The 14721-nt window shown below is 74.1% G+C and carries 12 protein-coding genes and 2 pseudogenes; 7 read left to right on the top strand and 7 right to left on the bottom strand.

Features of this window, described 5'->3' with window-relative positions; translation table 11 throughout:
• Positions 1–76: 76 nt before the first annotated feature.
• Complete coding sequence (locus tag AVW11_RS21100) at positions 77–745, bottom strand: TetR/AcrR family transcriptional regulator (RefSeq protein ID WP_051700440.1); 669 nt, start codon at positions 743–745, stop codon at positions 77–79.
• Positions 746–885: 140 nt separating this feature from the next.
• Here AVW11_RS21100 and ddaH point away from each other — a divergent pair.
• A pseudogene (ddaH, locus tag AVW11_RS21095) lies at positions 886–1734 on the top strand (dimethylargininase); the annotation flags it as partial.
• On the opposite strand, the gene AVW11_RS21090 reads toward ddaH, so the two are convergent.
• A complete protein-coding gene (locus AVW11_RS21090) occupies positions 1731–2753 on the bottom strand; it encodes a small ribosomal subunit Rsm22 family protein (protein WP_076045300.1) in 1023 nt (340 codons plus the stop codon). The pseudogene ddaH and the gene AVW11_RS21090 overlap by 4 nt on opposite strands.
• Positions 2754–2845: 92 nt before the next feature.
• A complete protein-coding gene (locus tag AVW11_RS21085) occupies positions 2846–4165 on the bottom strand; it encodes a Bcr/CflA family multidrug efflux MFS transporter (protein WP_078094137.1) in 1320 nt (439 codons plus the stop codon).
• Between the two features lie 109 nt (positions 4166–4274).
• Between AVW11_RS21085 and AVW11_RS21080 the strand changes: the two genes are divergently transcribed.
• From AVW11_RS21080 to AVW11_RS21070, 3 genes are all read left to right on the top strand, one after another.
• Positions 4275–5036 (top strand): SDR family oxidoreductase, encoded by a 762-nt coding sequence (locus AVW11_RS21080; protein WP_060178261.1) that lies wholly within the window; start codon positions 4275–4277, stop codon positions 5034–5036.
• A 54-nt stretch (positions 5037–5090) separates the two neighbouring features.
• The gene (locus tag AVW11_RS21075; protein WP_060178260.1) at positions 5091–5954 is read left to right on the top strand and encodes a PhzF family phenazine biosynthesis protein; all 864 of its coding nucleotides are present in this window, start codon (positions 5091–5093) and stop codon (positions 5952–5954) included.
• 85 nt (positions 5955–6039) lie between these two features.
• Positions 6040–6615, top strand: a complete 576-nt coding sequence (locus tag AVW11_RS21070) for a GNAT family N-acetyltransferase (protein ID WP_060178259.1) — start codon at positions 6040–6042, stop codon at positions 6613–6615.
• 172 nt (positions 6616–6787) lie between these two features.
• Here the strand turns inward: AVW11_RS21070 and AVW11_RS21065 are convergent, their stop codons facing one another.
• From AVW11_RS21065 to AVW11_RS21055, 3 genes are read right to left on the bottom strand one after another with little or no spacing between them, the layout of a single operon-like run.
• A complete protein-coding gene (locus AVW11_RS21065) occupies positions 6788–7657 on the bottom strand; it encodes a heme ABC transporter ATP-binding protein (protein ID WP_076045338.1) in 870 nt (289 codons plus the stop codon).
• Between the two features lie 50 nt (positions 7658–7707).
• On the bottom strand, positions 7708–8892 hold the full coding sequence (locus tag AVW11_RS21060) for a FecCD family ABC transporter permease (protein WP_076045296.1): 1185 nt from the start codon (positions 8890–8892) through the stop codon (positions 7708–7710).
• A 1-nt stretch (position 8893) separates the two neighbouring features.
• A complete protein-coding gene (locus AVW11_RS21055; RefSeq protein ID WP_076045294.1) occupies positions 8894–9955 on the bottom strand; it encodes a heme/hemin ABC transporter substrate-binding protein in 1062 nt (353 codons plus the stop codon).
• A 61-nt stretch (positions 9956–10016) separates the two neighbouring features.
• On the opposite strand from AVW11_RS21055, the gene AVW11_RS21050 reads away from it, so the two are divergent.
• Genes AVW11_RS21050 through AVW11_RS21040 form a run of 3 tightly spaced genes read left to right on the top strand, consistent with a single transcriptional unit; the run spans position 10017 to position 13940 of the window.
• The gene (locus AVW11_RS21050) at positions 10017–11747 is read left to right on the top strand and encodes an HtaA domain-containing protein (protein ID WP_079250719.1); all 1731 of its coding nucleotides are present in this window, start codon (positions 10017–10019) and stop codon (positions 11745–11747) included.
• 50 nt (positions 11748–11797) lie between these two features.
• Complete coding sequence (locus tag AVW11_RS21045) at positions 11798–13255, top strand: HtaA domain-containing protein (RefSeq protein ID WP_076045292.1); 1458 nt, start codon at positions 11798–11800, stop codon at positions 13253–13255.
• A 19-nt stretch (positions 13256–13274) separates the two neighbouring features.
• Positions 13275–13940 carry a PhzF family phenazine biosynthesis protein gene (locus AVW11_RS21040; RefSeq protein WP_107423308.1) on the top strand — a complete coding sequence of 222 codons (666 nt, stop codon included), beginning with the start codon at positions 13275–13277 and terminating at the stop codon, positions 13938–13940.
• Positions 13941–14121: 181 nt separating this feature from the next.
• Here the strand turns inward: AVW11_RS21040 and AVW11_RS21035 are convergent.
• Positions 14122–14622, bottom strand: a pseudogene (locus tag AVW11_RS21035) (biliverdin-producing heme oxygenase); the annotation flags it as partial.
• Between the last annotated feature and the right edge of the window lie 99 nt (positions 14623–14721).

Raw genomic sequence — 14721 nt, 5'->3', positions numbered from 1 at the left:
ACATGGTCCCACCATCCTGCGCCCCGGGTGACCGCTCTGTGAGACCGGGGGGCCGGGGATGGGTGAACGCCAATCCCTACATACCCGCAGAATCAGGGCAAACATTCCGGGGTGAACGCAGGTGGTCGGCCGCCTGGCGGGCGGTGACGTTTGCCACCCCGCCGAGCACCCTGTCCACCAGTGCGTCGGTGTACGCGTGCGTGAGCGGCGCGGTGCGCAGCAGCCAGCGGTACGTCAGCGGCCCGAGCAGCATCTCCACCGTCAGTCGCAGGTCGGTGTCGGGCGCGAGCTGGCCGGCCTCGCGGGCCGTGCGCAACCGGGCCTCGTAGAGGGCGAGCTGCGGCTCCAGCAACTGCTCGGTGAACCGGGCGCCGAGCTCGGGGTCGGTGGCGCCGGCCGCGGTCAGGGCGCGCGCGGGGGCCTCGTACTTCTCGTCGTTGAACTCGTCGACCGTCGCCCGCAGCACGGACTTCAGGTCGGCGGCGAGGTCCCCGGTGTCGGGGAAGCCGGCCCATTCGGCATCCGCCTCCGCGTCCCCGGCGAGGGCGAGGGAGGCCTCCAGGAGGACGGCGGCCTTCGAGGGCCACCAGCGGTAGATGGTCTGCTTGCCGACGCCGGCGCGGGCGGCGATGGCCTCGATGGTCAGCTTGTTGTAGCCGACCTCCCCCACCAGGGCGAGCGCGGCGTCGAGGATGGCGCGCCGGGAGCGGTCGCTGCGGCGTGTGGCGTCAGGGGTTCTGGTCATGCCCCGAAACTATCAAAGCGAGACGTCTCGTCTCTCGCTCTCCTCGTCTCTCAACGGTTCGGTAAACCACCCCATCGGTCCACTGCGTCGTCCCGGTCCAGGAGAGACGATTCTCTCCAGCACTCGTCCCGAGTCGTGAAAGCCGTGAGGAGCCTTCTTTGCGCAGAGACGCCACACCCCGGCGCTATCTGATGTGCCCACCCGCACACTTCAAGGTCACGTACTCCATCAATCCGTGGATGGATCCCACGAAACCGGTGGACCTGCCCCTCGCACAGACCCAGTGGGAGGACCTCAGGGACCGGTACGTGTCCCTGGGCCACACCGTCGAGACCCTGGTACCGGATCCCGAGCTGCCCGACATGGTGTTCGCGGCGAACGGGGCCCTGGTGGTCGACGGCAGGGTCCTCGGGGCCCGGTTCGCCCATCCCGAACGCGCCGCCGAGGCCGGACGGCACCTCGACTGGTTCCGCAGCCACGGCTACCGGGACATCCGCGAGCCCGCCCACGTCAACGAGGGCGAGGGCGACTTCGCCGTCACGGCGAGCTTCATCCTCGCCGGCCGCGGCTTCCGCTCCAGCCCGCTCTCGCACGACGAGGCCCAGGAGTTCTTCGGCCGGCCCGTCATCGGGCTCGACCTGGTGGACCCGCGCTACTACCACCTGGACACGGCGCTCAGCGTCCTCGACGGCGACGAGGTCATGTACTACCCGGAGGCCTTCTCACCCGGGAGCCGGGGCGTGCTCAGGCGGCTCTTCCCCGACGCGCTGATCGCCGACGGGCGGGACGCCGCAGCCCTCGGCCTGAACGCGGTGTCCGACGGCCGGCACGTGCTGCTGCCGCAGGCGGCGACCGGGCTGTTCGGCCCGCTGCGCGAGCGGGGGTTCGAACCGATCCCGATGGACCTCGGGGAACTGCTCAAGGGCGGCGGCAGCGTGAAGTGCTGCACCCAGGAGCTGCGACCCGGCCCAGGGCTCGGCGCCGCCTAGTTCCCGGCGTCCTCGGAGGGCGGCGGCCAGGCCCGGCCCCAGTCGGCGTCCCGCGCGGCCTTGTAGAGGTCGCCGTGGCGCTTGGTCACGTTGACGCGGGTCAGGCCGGCGCCGTCGCCCTCCGCGGGGCCGCACAGCTCCAGCAGGACGAGCCCCTTGCGGATCTGCGGCTTGCGCGTGATCCGGGAGGCGGCCGGCTCCACCGGGAAGCGGGTCGCCGCGACGTAGCTGAACTTCTCGTCCTCGTACGGCAGCGAGCCGCCCTTGACCTGCCGGTGCAGGGAGGAGCGGCTGACCCGCGCCGAGAAATGGCACCAGTCCTTGCCGACCTCGATGGGGCAGGTCCCGTCGTGGGGGCACGGCGCGGCGACCTTCAGCCCCGCAGCGATCAGCTGGTCGCGGGCCTCGCGGATGCGCAGGTAGCCCTCGGGCGTGCCCGGCTCGATCAGCACCACCGCCCGGCCGGCCCGGGCCGCCTCGGCGACGACGGCCGTGCGGGCCTGCGGGGTCAGTTCACCGAGCACGTACGACACCGTCACCAGGTCGGCGTCGGGGATCGCCATGCCGGAGCCGATGACGGCCCGCCGCCACTCGGCGCCGCGCAGCACCGGTGAGCCGGAGGCCGCCGCCAGTTCCCGGCCGAGGGCCAGCGCGGGCTCGGCCCAGTCCAGCACGGTGGTCTGCCGCGGGCCGTCCCAGGTGGCGTCCACCGCCCAGGTCGCCGCCCCCGTGCCGCCGCCCACGTCGACGTGCGAGGCGGGCGCCCAGTCGGGCGCGGCCTCGGCCAGGGCGTCCAGGGCGGCCCGTACGGCCTCGAAGGTGGCGGGCATGCGGTACGCCGCGTACGCGGCGACGTCCGAGCGGTCGCGCAGTACGGGTGCGTCGGTGGGGGTCCGCCCCCGGTAGTTGGCGATGAGCCGTTCGACGGCGGCCGAGGCCTGCTTGGGCGGGAGGCCGTCGAGCAGCCCGCCGAGCGTGCTGCGGAGGGTGTCGGCGGTGGTGGGGGCGGAGAGGTTCACCTGCCGAGTTTACGGCGAGCCGGGGCCGGGGCCGTCCGTGCGGCCCGGGCCGGGGCCTCCGCGAGGCCCGGCCCCGGCCCCGGCCGCTCGGCTCAGTCCTCGGCCGCGGCGGGCGCGGTCTGCGCGTCCCGCTTCTGCCAGGGCCGGCACAGGGCCAGGAAGCAGCTCACCGAGAGCACCGCGCACACCAGCTGCACCAGTGCCATCGGGACCGCCGTGTCCTCGCCCGCGATGCCCACCAGCGGCGACGCGATCGCGCCGACCAGGAAGGAGGAGGTGCCGAGCAGCGCGGAGGCCGATCCGGCCGCGTGCGGGGTCCGCATCAGTGCCTGCGCGTTGGTGTTCGGCAGCACGATGCCCATCGCCGACATGAGGACGAACAGTGCGCCCGCGATGGGTGCCAGCCCGACCTCGCCGAAGGCGCCCGTCGCCATCAGCAGCAGGGACACCGCGGAGGCCAGGACGACCGCGAGGCCCACGGCCAGCACCTTGTCCAGGCGGACCCGGCCGACCAGCAGCTTGCCGTTGACCTGCCCGACGAGGATCAGGCCGACCGAGTTCAGGCCGAAGAGCAGGGAGAAGGTCTGGGGCGACGCCCCGTAGATCTCCTGCACCACGAAGGGGGAGGCGGAGATGTAGGCGAAGAGGACGGCGAAGGCGAAGCCGCCGGTCAGGGTGTAGCCGGTGAAGACCCGGTCGCCGAGCAGTCCGCGCATGGTCCGCAGGGCGGAGCCGACGCCGCCGGTGTGCCGCCGCTCGGGCGGCAGGGTCTCGCCGAGGCCGCGCCAGACCATCAGGGTGAGGAGCATGCCGACACCGGTGAGGACGACGAAGACGCCCCGCCAGTCGGCGAAGCGCAGCACCTGGCCGCCTATGAGCGGCGCGACGATCGGGGCGGCCCCGGATATGAGCATCAGGGTGGAGAAGAAGCGGGCCATCTCGTCGCCGTCGTACAGGTCGCGCACGACGGCGCGGGCGATGACGACGCCGGCGGCCCCGGCGAGGCCCTGGAGCAGCCGGAAGGCGATCAGCAGCTCGGCGGTCGGGGCGAGGGCGCAGATGGCGGTGGCCAGGACGTAGACCACCATGCCGACGAGCAGCGGCCGGCGGCGGCCCCACTTGTCGCTCATCGGGCCGATGACGAGCTGGCCCAGGGCCATGCCGGCGAGGCAGGCGGTGAGGGTGAGCTGGATGGTCGCCGCGGGGCTGTTCAGGGCGTCGGTGACCTGCGGCAGGGCCGGCAGGTACATGTCCATGGACAGCGGGGGGAGGGCGGTGAGCCCGCCGAGTATGAAGGTGACGAGCAGGCTCGTGCGGCGGGCGCGCGTCAGGGACGCGGTGGCGCTGGGGGCGGAGGGCGATTCGGGCGACGAGTCGTGCGAGGGTGCCGTCGCGGGGCCTCTCTCCGACATGCGGAACTCCAGTCTTCTCATCTGCTTTTATGCACCCCTGACCGACCCATGCTCTCAGCAATCGGAACGTCCCGGGACCGGAGCGCGCTGTGACGTACCCTGCGGCCCCATGGACGAACCTACGAAGAAGATCGCCGTGGTGACCGGCGCCGGCTCCGGTATCGGCCGCTCGGTGGCCCTGACCCTGGCCGCGGCGGGATGGGCCGTGGCCCTGGCCGGCCGTCGGGCCGAACCGCTCCAGGAGACCGCCGCCGCGGCCGGGGCCGACGCCGACGTACTGTGCGTGCCGGCCGACGTCAGCGACCCGGACGAGGTGAATCGGCTGTTCGAGTCAGTGCGGGCCCGCTACGGACGCCTCGACCTGCTCTTCAACAACGCGGGCACCTTCGGGCCCGGCGGCGTCCCGCTGGAGGACATCACCTACGAGGCCTGGCGCTCGGTCGTCGACGTCAACCTCACCGGGGCCTTCCTCTGCGCGCAGGCCGCCTTCCGGCAGATGAAGGGCCAGGACCCGCAAGGCGGCCGCATCGTCAACAACGGCTCCATCTCCGCCCACGTGCCCCGCCCGAACTCGATCGCCTACACCGCGACCAAGCACGCCATGACCGGCCTGACGAAGTCCCTGTCGCTCGACGGGCGGCCGTACCGGATCGCCTGCGGCCAGATCGACATCGGCAACGCGGCGACCGAGATGACCGAGCGGATGCAGGCCGGCATCCTCCAGGCCAACGGGCAGCTGGCCGTCGAACCGGTCATGGACGCCGCCGACGTGGCCCGCACGGTCCTGCACATGGCCGAGCTCCCGCTGGAGGCGAACGTGCAGTTCGCGACGGTGATGGCGACCGCCATGCCGTACATCGGCCGCGGCTGAACCGCTGCCCGGCCCCCGTTGCCACGACGCGCCGACGGCGCCGATCATGACCGCATGACCGATACCGAGGTACTGCGCTACACCGCGTTCTCCGACGACCCGGACGGCGGCAACCCCGCCGGGGTCGTCCTCGACGCCTCCGGGCTGGACGAGGACGCGATGCTGGAGATCGCCGCCACGCTGGGCTACAGCGAGACGGCCTTCCTCACCGACCCGCCCGAGGGGCTCGGCGGCCAGGAGGGCCGCTCCTTCACCGTGCGCTACTTCAGCCCGAAGGCGGAGGTCCCCTTCTGCGGCCACGCCACCGTCGCCACGGCCGTCGCGCTCGCGGAGCGGATCGGAGCCGGCGAGCTCCTCCTCGCCACCCGGGCGGGAACCGTCCCGGTGTCCGTCACCGCCGAGCACGGCCGCCTGAGGGCCACACTGACCAGCGTCGAGCCGCACATCGAGGAGATCGCCGCCGCCGACCTCGCCGAGGCGCTCGCCGCGCTGGAGTGGCCGCAGGCCGACCTCGACCCGGCGTTCCCGCCGCGGATCGCCTACGCCGGAGCCCGCCACCTGGTGATCGGCGCCGCCACCCGGGCCCGGCTCGCGGACCTCGACTACGACTTCGCCCGGCTGGAGGCGCTGATGCGGCGCCTGGACCTCACCACCGTCCAGCTGGTGCACCGGGCGGGCCCGCGGGAGTTCCACGTACGCGACCCGTTCCCGGTCGGCGGCGTCGTCGAGGACCCGGCGACGGGGGCCGCGGCGGCCGCCTTCGGCGCGTACGCCCGCGCCCTCGGCCTGGTCCCGCAGGACGCCGTGCTGACCCTGCACCAGGGCGCGGACATGGGCCGCCCCGGCGTCCTCACGGTCGAACTGCGCGAGGGCGACCCCCGCGTCCGCGTCGGCGGCGCGGCGGTCCGCATCCCGTGACCCGGCACCTGCGACACATGAGGAGCCGGGCCCGGGACGCAGCCCCGGCGGCGGCGCGGCCGCCCGCCGGGTGCGGAGCCGCAGCGTGAGCGCGGAACCGCGGGTGCTGGGCTTCGCCGAAGCCGACGTGCCCGCGGCGCTGGCCGTCCAGGTCGCGGACCTGGAGGCGGAGGCCTGGCCCGGCTCCACCCCGGGGCACGACCCGGCGCTGGCGCCGCGCACCCTCCTGCTCCTCGACGACGAAGGGGCGGTGGCCGCCGCGCTGGCGCTGCTGTACAAGGGGATCCCGCTCGCCGGGCGCACCTACCGGGCGGCCGGGCTGAGCTCCGTCGTGACGCGCAGCGCGCTGCGCGGACAGGGCTTCGGCGGGCGGCTGGTGGCCGCGGCCCGCGCGGAACTCGCCGCGGACCCGGCCGTGGACCTGGCCCTGTTCAGCTGCGACCGGCCCCTCGCGCCGTTCTACGAGGCGGCCGGCTTCGCCCCGCTGCCGGGCACGGTCCTCGTGGGCGGGACCCCCGGGGACCCGCTGGCCACCGACGCCCCGGGCTTCGACAAGGCGGTGATGGCGGCCTTCTTCACCGAGACCCCGGCCGCGGACCGGGCGGCCTTCACCGCCGTGCGCGTCCCGCTCCACCCCGGCAGCGTCGACAGGCTCTGGTGAACCGTCAGCCGGCGGGCGCGGCCACCGGGTCGCCGCAGGCGGGAGGCCCGTGCCGACGCCCGCACGAACACCCACACGTCCTTGAAGCCCCTCATGGTGCGCGGCGTCCGCTCGTCGGGCGTCGTCGCGGACGTCTTGCCGGAACCGGGCTGCGGACAGTGCACTTCAGCTCTCACGTCCCGGCCTGGGACACGAGGCCGTCGTACGAGCCCTCCACGGCTCGTACGGGGACCACCAGCGGGGCCCCCGTCCGGGGGTGCGGGAGCACCTCGACGGGCTGCCGGTACACGCGGCTGAGGAGGGCATCCTCGAACACCTCGGCCGGCGGGCCGTCCGCGGCGATCCGCCCGTCGTGCAGGACGGCGGCCCGGTCCGCGTAGGCGGCGGCCAGCCCCAGGTCGTGCAGGACGACGACGACCGCGTCACCGGCCCGGGCCCGCTCCCGGCAGATGCGCAGCACCAGTTCCTGGTGGCGCAGGTCGAGGGCGGCCGTGGGCTCGTCCAGCAGCAGCAGCGGCGCCCGCTGGGCCAGTACGCGGGCCAGCGCGACGCGGGCCCGCTCGCCACCGGAGAGAGCGGAGAAGGGGCGCGCGGCGAATTCGCCGACCTCGACCACGGCCATCGCCGCGGCGACGGCCTCCTCGTCCGCTTCGGCGAAGGGGGTGCCGGCCCAGGGCGCGCGGCCCATCCGTACGACGTCCCCCACCGGGAAGGGGAACGACAGTGCGGCCGCCTGGGGCAGGACCGAGCGGCGCAGCGCGAGATCCGGGGCGCTCCAGTCGCCCACCGGGCGGCCGTCGATGCGGACTTCCCCGGAGGCGGCGGGCAGGTCCGCCGCGAGCGCGGCGAGGAGGGTGGACTTGCCCGCGCCGTTCGGGCCGACCAGAGCCAGCACCTCCCCGGCCCGGGCGGACAGGTCGATACCGGCGAGCACCTCGCGCTGCCCGAGCCGGACGTGCAGGTCCACGGCTTCGGCGAGGGCCGTGCCGGGGGCCGGCCGGGCCGGGACGGTGCGGCGGCCGCGGGCGAACAGGCGCGACAGCGCGCCAGGCCTCGCCGCGCCGGTTCCGGGGGCGGTGGTGTGGGTGCGGGTCACGCCCAGCCTCCTTGCTTGCGGCGGGTGCGACGCAGCAGCCAGAAGAAGAACGGGCTGCCGATGAGGGCGGTCAGGACGCCGAGCGGCAGCTCGGCCGGCTGGGCGAGGGTCCGGGCGGCGAGGTCGCCGGCGACCAGGACCACGGCGCCGGCCAGGGCGCTGCCCGGGACCAGGAAGCGGTGGCCGGGGCCGTTGGCCATGCGCAGCAGGTGCGGGACGAGCAGGCCGACGAAGGTGATGACGCCGGCGACGGCCACGGCGGCCGCGGTGAGCAGCGCGACGACCAGGATCAGGGCCAGGCGCAGCCGTTCGACGTCGACGCCGAGGTGGCGTGCGGGCCGCTCGCCGAGCGAGAGGAGGTCGAGCCGGCGGGCGTAGAGGGGGGCGATGAACAGGCCGGCGGCGGCGCACGGCAGGACCGCGAGGACCTTGGGCCAGGTGGCCTGGGCGAGGGAGCCCAGCTGCCAGAAGGTGATCTGGTTGACCTGGCCGCTGTCCGCGAAGAACACGAACAGGCCGATGAGGGCGCCGGCGAAGGCGTTGACCGCGATGCCGGTGAGGATGAGCGTGACGACCTCCGTCTTCCCGCCGTTGCGGGAGAGGAGGTAGACGGCGCTGACGGTGGCCAGTCCCGAGACGAACGCGCAGACGGTGATGGTCCAGTTGCCGAAGAAGCTGAGTCCGAGGCCGATGGCGGCGACCGCGCCGACGGCCGCGCCCGCCGAGATGCCGATGACGCCGGGCTCGGCGAGCGGGTTGCCGAAGACGCCCTGCATCAGCGCGCCCGCGCAGCCGAGGCAGGCGCCGACGAGCAGTGCCAGCACGACGCGGGGGAGGCGTACGTTCCACAGCACGCTCTCGCCGACCCGGTCCAGCGGCGCCCCGCCGAGGCCCAGGCGGTGCTGGGCGGAGGCGAGGACGTCCGCGGTGGGGATGCGGTAGGCGCCGGTGCCGGCGGAGACCAGGGCGAGGAGGAGCAGGGTCGCGACGAGGGCGAGGGTGAGGAGCAGGGCCTTCCGGCCGCGCCACCCGCCTGCGGTTCCCGTGCCGGGGGCGGTGGCTTTGGCGGGGGTAGGGGCGGCTGCGGCCGGGCCGGGTGCGGTTCCCGTGCCGGGGGCAGCGGCTTCCGTGCCGGGGGCGGTGGCTTTGGTGGGGGTGGGGGCGGCTTCGGGGAGCGTCATCTCAGCCCTTGCCGTAGAGCTGGGTGATCAGGGAGGACAGGACCTGGTCCGTGCGCGGGCCGTAGTTGAGCAGCACGCCGTCGTCGACCGTGACCACGCGGCGGTCCATACCGGCCGGGGTCTGGGCGACGCCCGGGATCTTCACCAGTCCGTCGATGCCGCCGACCGATTCGAGCCCCTTGGACATCACCAGGATCGCGTCGGGGGCCGCCGCCGCCAGGGCCTCGCTGGTGATCGGGGTGAAGTCCTTGCCGAGGCCGGACTCCTTGCCGGTGTCGACCGCGCCGGCCGCCTCCAGCAGCGAGGCGGCGCCGGAGTCCGAACCGCCCAGCAGGTAGACGGAGGCGGTGCCCCGCAGGTAGAGGAAGGCCACCCGGGGCTGCTTGCCCCCGGACGCGGGAACGTTCTTGCGGACGGCGGCGATCCGGTCGGCCGTGCGCCGGGTCAGCTGTGCGCCGGCGTCCTTGACGCCGAGCGCGGCGGCGACGGCGTCGATCCGCTTCGGAACGTCGTCCAGCCCCTTGGCGGGAGCGACGACGAGGACCGGGATGCCGGCGTCGCGGATCTGCTGCACTGCCTCGGCGGGACCGGTGGTGGTCTCCGCCAGCACCAGCGTGGGGCGCAGGGAGAGCACGCTCTCGGCGGAGACATCGTGGCCACGTGTCACCACCGGCAGCCGGGCGGCCTGTTCGAAGGTGGCCGTGATGTCGCGGGCGACGACCTGCCCGCCGAGCCCCAGCGTGTGGACGATCTCGTTGAGGCTGCCGGTCAGCGGGATCACCCGGTCGGCCGAGGTGACGGTCACCTGGGCGCCGTCGGCCGAGGGCACCGTCACCGGCAGGGCGGGCTGCGGCGTCGCGGCGAGCGGTTCCACCCGGTCCGGAGCGGCGGCGGGGGCGGGTGAGCCCGGAGTGGTGGCCGTACCTCCGCAGCCTGTCAGCGCCAGTGCCAGGGCTGTCACGGCAACTGCGAGACGGGGAAAGCGGTGTGACGCGGCGGGCGTAGGCACGAAGGCACCGTCCTGATCGTCCGACTGAGGTTCTGGGGACCGGGGGGTTTCCATCCGGCCTGGGTGTAGCTTAGGTTAGCCTAACCTTGCTTGCTAGACCCTGGAGGGGGCATTCATGCCCGCGAGACCCGTCCGTACGCTCGCCATCGCCCTGCTGGCGGGCCTGTTGGGGGCTCTGCTCCCGGCGACCGCCGCTCACGCGGGCACCGTACAGGGGGGTCGGCTCGACTGGGGCATCAAATCCTCTTTCCAGAGTTATGTCACCGGTCCTGTGGCAAAAGGCGGTTTCCAGCTGAAGGGCGGAGCCGCCACGGCCGGCGGAAGCCTGTTCCGCTTCCACTCGGCCACCGGCTCGTACGACCCCGACACGGGCGCGTTCGAAGCCTCGTACTCCGGCGGGGTGACGTTCCAGGGCCACCAGAAGCCCGACGGCGTCCACGAGCTGGACATGACCGTCAGCCGCCCCACCGTCAAGATCAGCGGCGGGAGCGGGACGCTGTACGTGGACGTCTCCAGCCGGGCCAAGGACACCGGTGCGGTCAGCAACCAGAGCCAGGTGCCCTTCGCGACGCTCGGTGTCGGCGGGATCAACATGAAGGGCGGCGCCTCCCCGCTGACCCTCACCGGCATCCCGGCCACCCTCACCTCGCAGGGCGCCCAGGCGTTCGCCGGCTACTACCCGGCCGGCACGCGGCTCGACCCGCTCTCGCTCTCGGCCGACGTCAAGACGGCCCCCGCCGGGGAGGTTTCGCAGCCGGCGACCGCCCAGCCGGGCGCCACGGCCGAGGCGCCGCAGGCGCCCGGCGCGTTCGCCGACGCCGCCGTCGACTGGGGGGTGCGCCGCACGTTCCGCGAGTACGTCACCGGTTCGGTCGGCCAGGGCAAGTGGACCCTGGCCGAGGGCGCCCAGGACGGTGGTGCGCTGTTCCGCTTCCCGCAGGGCAAGGGTGCGTACGACGGCCGGAAAGGCACGCTTGACGCGGCGTTCGCCGGCACCGTGCAGTTCACCGGCGCCCACTTGGACCTGACGCTCGGCAAAGTGGGCGTGAAGGTGGAGAACGGCAAGGGCGTGCTGTCCGCGGACGTCACCACGCAGGGCGCGACGAAGAACGCCGTCCCGCTGGTCGAGTTCGACGCCAAGGCCCTGAAGGCCGAGGGCGCGCTCGTCACCCTGACCGAGGCCCCCGCCACCCTCACCGAGGGCGGTTCGCAGGCCTTCAACTCCATGTACAAGGCCGGCACCGAGATGGACCCCGTCTCGCTGGCCGTCGCCCTCGACGCCACCGCGAAGCTGCCGGCCCTGCCCGATCTGGGCTCCACGGCCTCGCCGTCGGCGGCCCCCGCTCCCGCACCGTCGGCGGACGAACCCGCCCCCGCCGCGGAATCCGGCACCTCCTCGAACACCGGCCTCTACGCGGCCCTCGCCGCGGCCGCCCTGCTCCTGGCCGTGGCCGCAGCCCTCCTGCTGCGCAAGCGCCGCCCGAACCCGGCCGCCACCGCCACCCCGGCCCCGGGCCCGGCTTCGGGTTCGGCGCAGGCTTCGGCCGCGGGGTCGGTTGCCCCGGCCCCGGCCCCGGCCTCGGCCTCTGGCTCGGCGCAGGCTTCGGCCGCGGCCTCGGGTCAGGTGTCGACGCCGGGCTCGGCCGCCTCGGGCGCTGGTCCTTCCGCGGGGGCGGGCCCGACCCCGGCTGCCGGCTCGGGGCCCGCATCGGCCCCGGCCTCGGCCTCGGCTCAGGCCGGCCCGCCCGCGGGCACGGCTCCGGGCAACGGCTCCGGCTCCGGCTCCGCGGCGGAGGCTTCCGCCGGAGCGGCCGGGTCCGAGCCGGATGCCGACGGGGTGAAGTAGTGCCCCACCCCCGCCCCCTTTTCCCTTCCGTCTCCCAGGAGTTCCCCGCGATGTCGTCCATCCGCCGCCCGATCTCCCTCGCGGCCGCCGTCCTGACCGCCGCCGCTCTCGGCACCACCGCCTTCTCCCTGCCGGCCACCGCCGCGGGCGGCCCGCCGACCGGCCCCGTGAAGATCGTCGGCGGCACCCTCGACTGGGGCGTCCTCGCCGGCTACCGCGCGTACGTGACCGGCATGGCCAAGGGCACCATCACCGTCGCCGAGGGCGCCCAGCAGAACGCCGACGGCGCCCTGCGGTTCATCGAGGCGACCGGCCAGTACGACCCGGCCGGCGGCCACGTCGTGAAAGCGGCCTTCAAGGGCAGCGTCACCTTCTCCTCGCCCGCCCCGCCGACCGGCCACGGCTTCGAGGTCAAGCTCTCGGACATCCGCATCGACACCGGCACCAAGAAGCTGACCGCGGACGTCACCAAGTCCGGTGCCACCGCCCAGGACGTTCCGCTGGCCACCGTCGCCTTCGCCGGCCCGTCGATGACCGGCCTGGCGACGACCCTCACCAAGGAGGCCGCGGACGCGCTCGGTTCCCCGGGCTACGAGAACAAGGCCGGAGACCCGCTCACCGCGCACCTGAAGTTCGAGGAGCCCGCCCCCGAACCGACCCCGACGAAGCCGACCCCCACCAAGGACCCCGCCCCCACGAAGGACCCCGCTCCCACCCAGGACCCCAAGCCCACCACCCCGGCCGACGGCACGCAGAAGGTCCTGAACGGCAAGCTGACGTGGGGCGTGAAGGAGTCCTTCCGCCGGTACGTGCTGGGCGCGGGCTCGATCACCCCGGCCGGCGGCGCCGCCAAGAACGGCGAACTCTTCGACTTCGCCTTCGGCAAGGGCGAGCTGGACGTGAAGCAGCAGAAGCTGAACGCCTCCTTCGAGGGCACCCTCCGCTTCCAGTACGCCGCCCACGGCATCGACATGACCTTCGGCAACCCCCGTATCGACGCCACCGGCAAGACCGGCACCCTGTACGTCGACGTCAAGAACGCCGCCGGCAGCAGGACGGGTGTCGCCTTCGCCACGCTCGACCTGTCGAAGACCGACTACAAGACCCAGCACGGCGTGCTGGCGCTGAACGGCGTACCGGCGGCCTTCACCGCCGACGGCGCGGCCGCCTTCGCCAACGACACGACCGGCCCCATGTACCGGGCGGGCGACCCGATCGACCCGGTCACCTTCTCCGTGGCGGTGGACAAGGACGCCACCCTGCCGCCGTCCACGGGCGGCACCACCACCGGCGGTTCGGCGGGCACGACCACCGGCGGTACCGGAGGCACCGCGGGCGGCGGCACCGCGGGCGGCGGTTCGGTGGGCGGCGCCTCCGTCGGCGGCAACCTCGCCGACACCGGCGCCGAGATACCGGCCGCGGCGCTGCTCACCACCTCCGGTGTCGTCATCGCGGCCGGCGCCGGCGCCGTCCACCTGGCCCGCAGGCGCCGTACGGCCCAGGTCTGAACCGTGCTTGAATTCCCGCGTGAACGATCTCGATGTCCTGAAGGTCTTCTGCGCGGGGGACGGCCGCCACGGCAACCTGCTCGGTGTCGTGCGCGACGGCCGGACCTGCCCCGACGACGCGTCGCGGCAGGCACTGGCCGCCGAACTCGGCTACAGCGAGACGGTGTTCGTCGACGACCCCGAGCGCGGGGTCGTCGACATCCGCACCCCCGGCACGCGGATGGCCTTCGCGGGACACCCGCTGGTCGGGGTCGCGTGGTTGCTGGACATCGAGGAGCTCCAGCCGCCCGTCGGATCCGTATGGGCCCGTGACGACGGGGAGTTCACCTGGATCACGGCCCGGCCCGAGTGGGTCGAGGACAAGCGCACCCAGCAGTACGCAAGCGTCGCCGAGGTCGAGGCGCTCCCGGCGCCGCCGCCCGGCGAAGGCTGGCTGTACGCCTGGGCGTGGGAGGACGAGGCCGCGGGCCGCGTCCGGGCCCGGGGCTTCCCGCGCCGCCCCGACGGCGTCATCGCCGAGGACGAGGCCACCGGATCGGCGGCGATCCTGCTGACGGCCCAGCTGGACCGCTCCCTGAACATCACCCAGGGCGCCGGCTCCCAGATCCTCACCGCCCCCGGCGCCGACGGCACGATCGAGGTCGGCGGCCGCGTCCGCTTCGCCCCGCCCGCGCACCCGGCGTAGGTCCCGCACCCGGAAGGTACGCGGGCGCCGACGAGGGAGCCGGTCGCCACGGCGGGACGGCGCCCGGACGACGAACTCGGCGCCCCGGCCGCCGCACGGGCGGCGGCAGCGGCCGGCCCCGCCCGTGCTCCTGTGGCCACAGGGCCCCGTGGCCCTGTGGGCGCTCACGGCCTCCTGAAACGGCCGCGGGGTTGGAGATGTCCGCGAAGACGTAGAAGCGGACGCCGTCGCCCTTGCGCTCGAAGCCCCACGTGCGCTCCGCCTTGTCGCGGATGATCTGCCCGCCGGAGAGGTCGCCCAGGTAGCGGGTGTAGTGGTGGGCGACGTACCCGCCCGGCCACTCGGCCGCGCACTGGGCCACCCGTGCGGCGTAGGCCTCGGTCGAGGGCAGCGCCACCACGTTCCGGCGCCACTGCGGGCCCAGCAGGTGCGCGAGGTCCCGCTCTATCTCCGCGACGCGCATCAGCTCGGGCCGGATGAAGGGTCCCGCCACCGGGTCGTCCTTCAGGGACTCGGCCGCCTCCTCCAGGGCCCGGTACACGAACCACAGCTGTTCGGTGTAGCGGGTGTACGCGTCCACTCCGAGCCGCCCGCCCAGCAGGTCGCTCATGAAGGTCGACGTCTCGGCCTCGGTGTGCTGCTCGTGCGACGCGACGCGGATGACCGTAGAGAAGGCGTCCAAGGCGGACCTCCAGGAAAGAGGAAACGGGCGTGGCGGCACTGCCGCCACGCCCGATACTCCTACTTAGGCTTGCCTAAGTCAATGTGTTCCCGACGCCTT

The sequence above is a fragment of the Streptomyces amritsarensis genome, assembly GCF_001953875.1.
Classification (GTDB): Bacteria; Actinomycetota; Actinomycetes; order Streptomycetales; family Streptomycetaceae; genus Streptomyces; species Streptomyces amritsarensis.
Note: the sequence above shows the minus strand (reverse complement) of the source record. Positions and strands in the feature narration are given on the sequence as shown.

Excerpts from the sequence above, each read along its gene's own strand:
- AVW11_RS21075 (WP_060178260.1), top strand. The coding sequence starts at position 5,091 with ATGACCGATACCGAGGTACTGCGCTACACCGCGTTCTCCGACGACCCG.
- AVW11_RS21085 (WP_078094137.1), bottom strand. The coding sequence starts at position 4,165 with ATGTCGGAGAGAGGCCCCGCGACGGCACCCTCGCACGACTCGTCGCCC.
- AVW11_RS21080 (WP_060178261.1), top strand. The coding sequence starts at position 4,275 with ATGGACGAACCTACGAAGAAGATCGCCGTGGTGACCGGCGCCGGCTCC.
- AVW11_RS21050 (WP_079250719.1), top strand. The coding sequence starts at position 10,017 with ATGCCCGCGAGACCCGTCCGTACGCTCGCCATCGCCCTGCTGGCGGGC.
- AVW11_RS21100 (WP_051700440.1), bottom strand. The coding sequence starts at position 745 with ATGACCAGAACCCCTGACGCCACACGCCGCAGCGACCGCTCCCGGCGC.
- AVW11_RS21060 (WP_076045296.1), bottom strand. The coding sequence starts at position 8,892 with ATGACGCTCCCCGAAGCCGCCCCCACCCCCACCAAAGCCACCGCCCCC.
- AVW11_RS21055 (WP_076045294.1), bottom strand. The coding sequence starts at position 9,955 with ATGGAAACCCCCCGGTCCCCAGAACCTCAGTCGGACGATCAGGACGGT.
- AVW11_RS21045 (WP_076045292.1), top strand. The coding sequence starts at position 11,798 with ATGTCGTCCATCCGCCGCCCGATCTCCCTCGCGGCCGCCGTCCTGACC.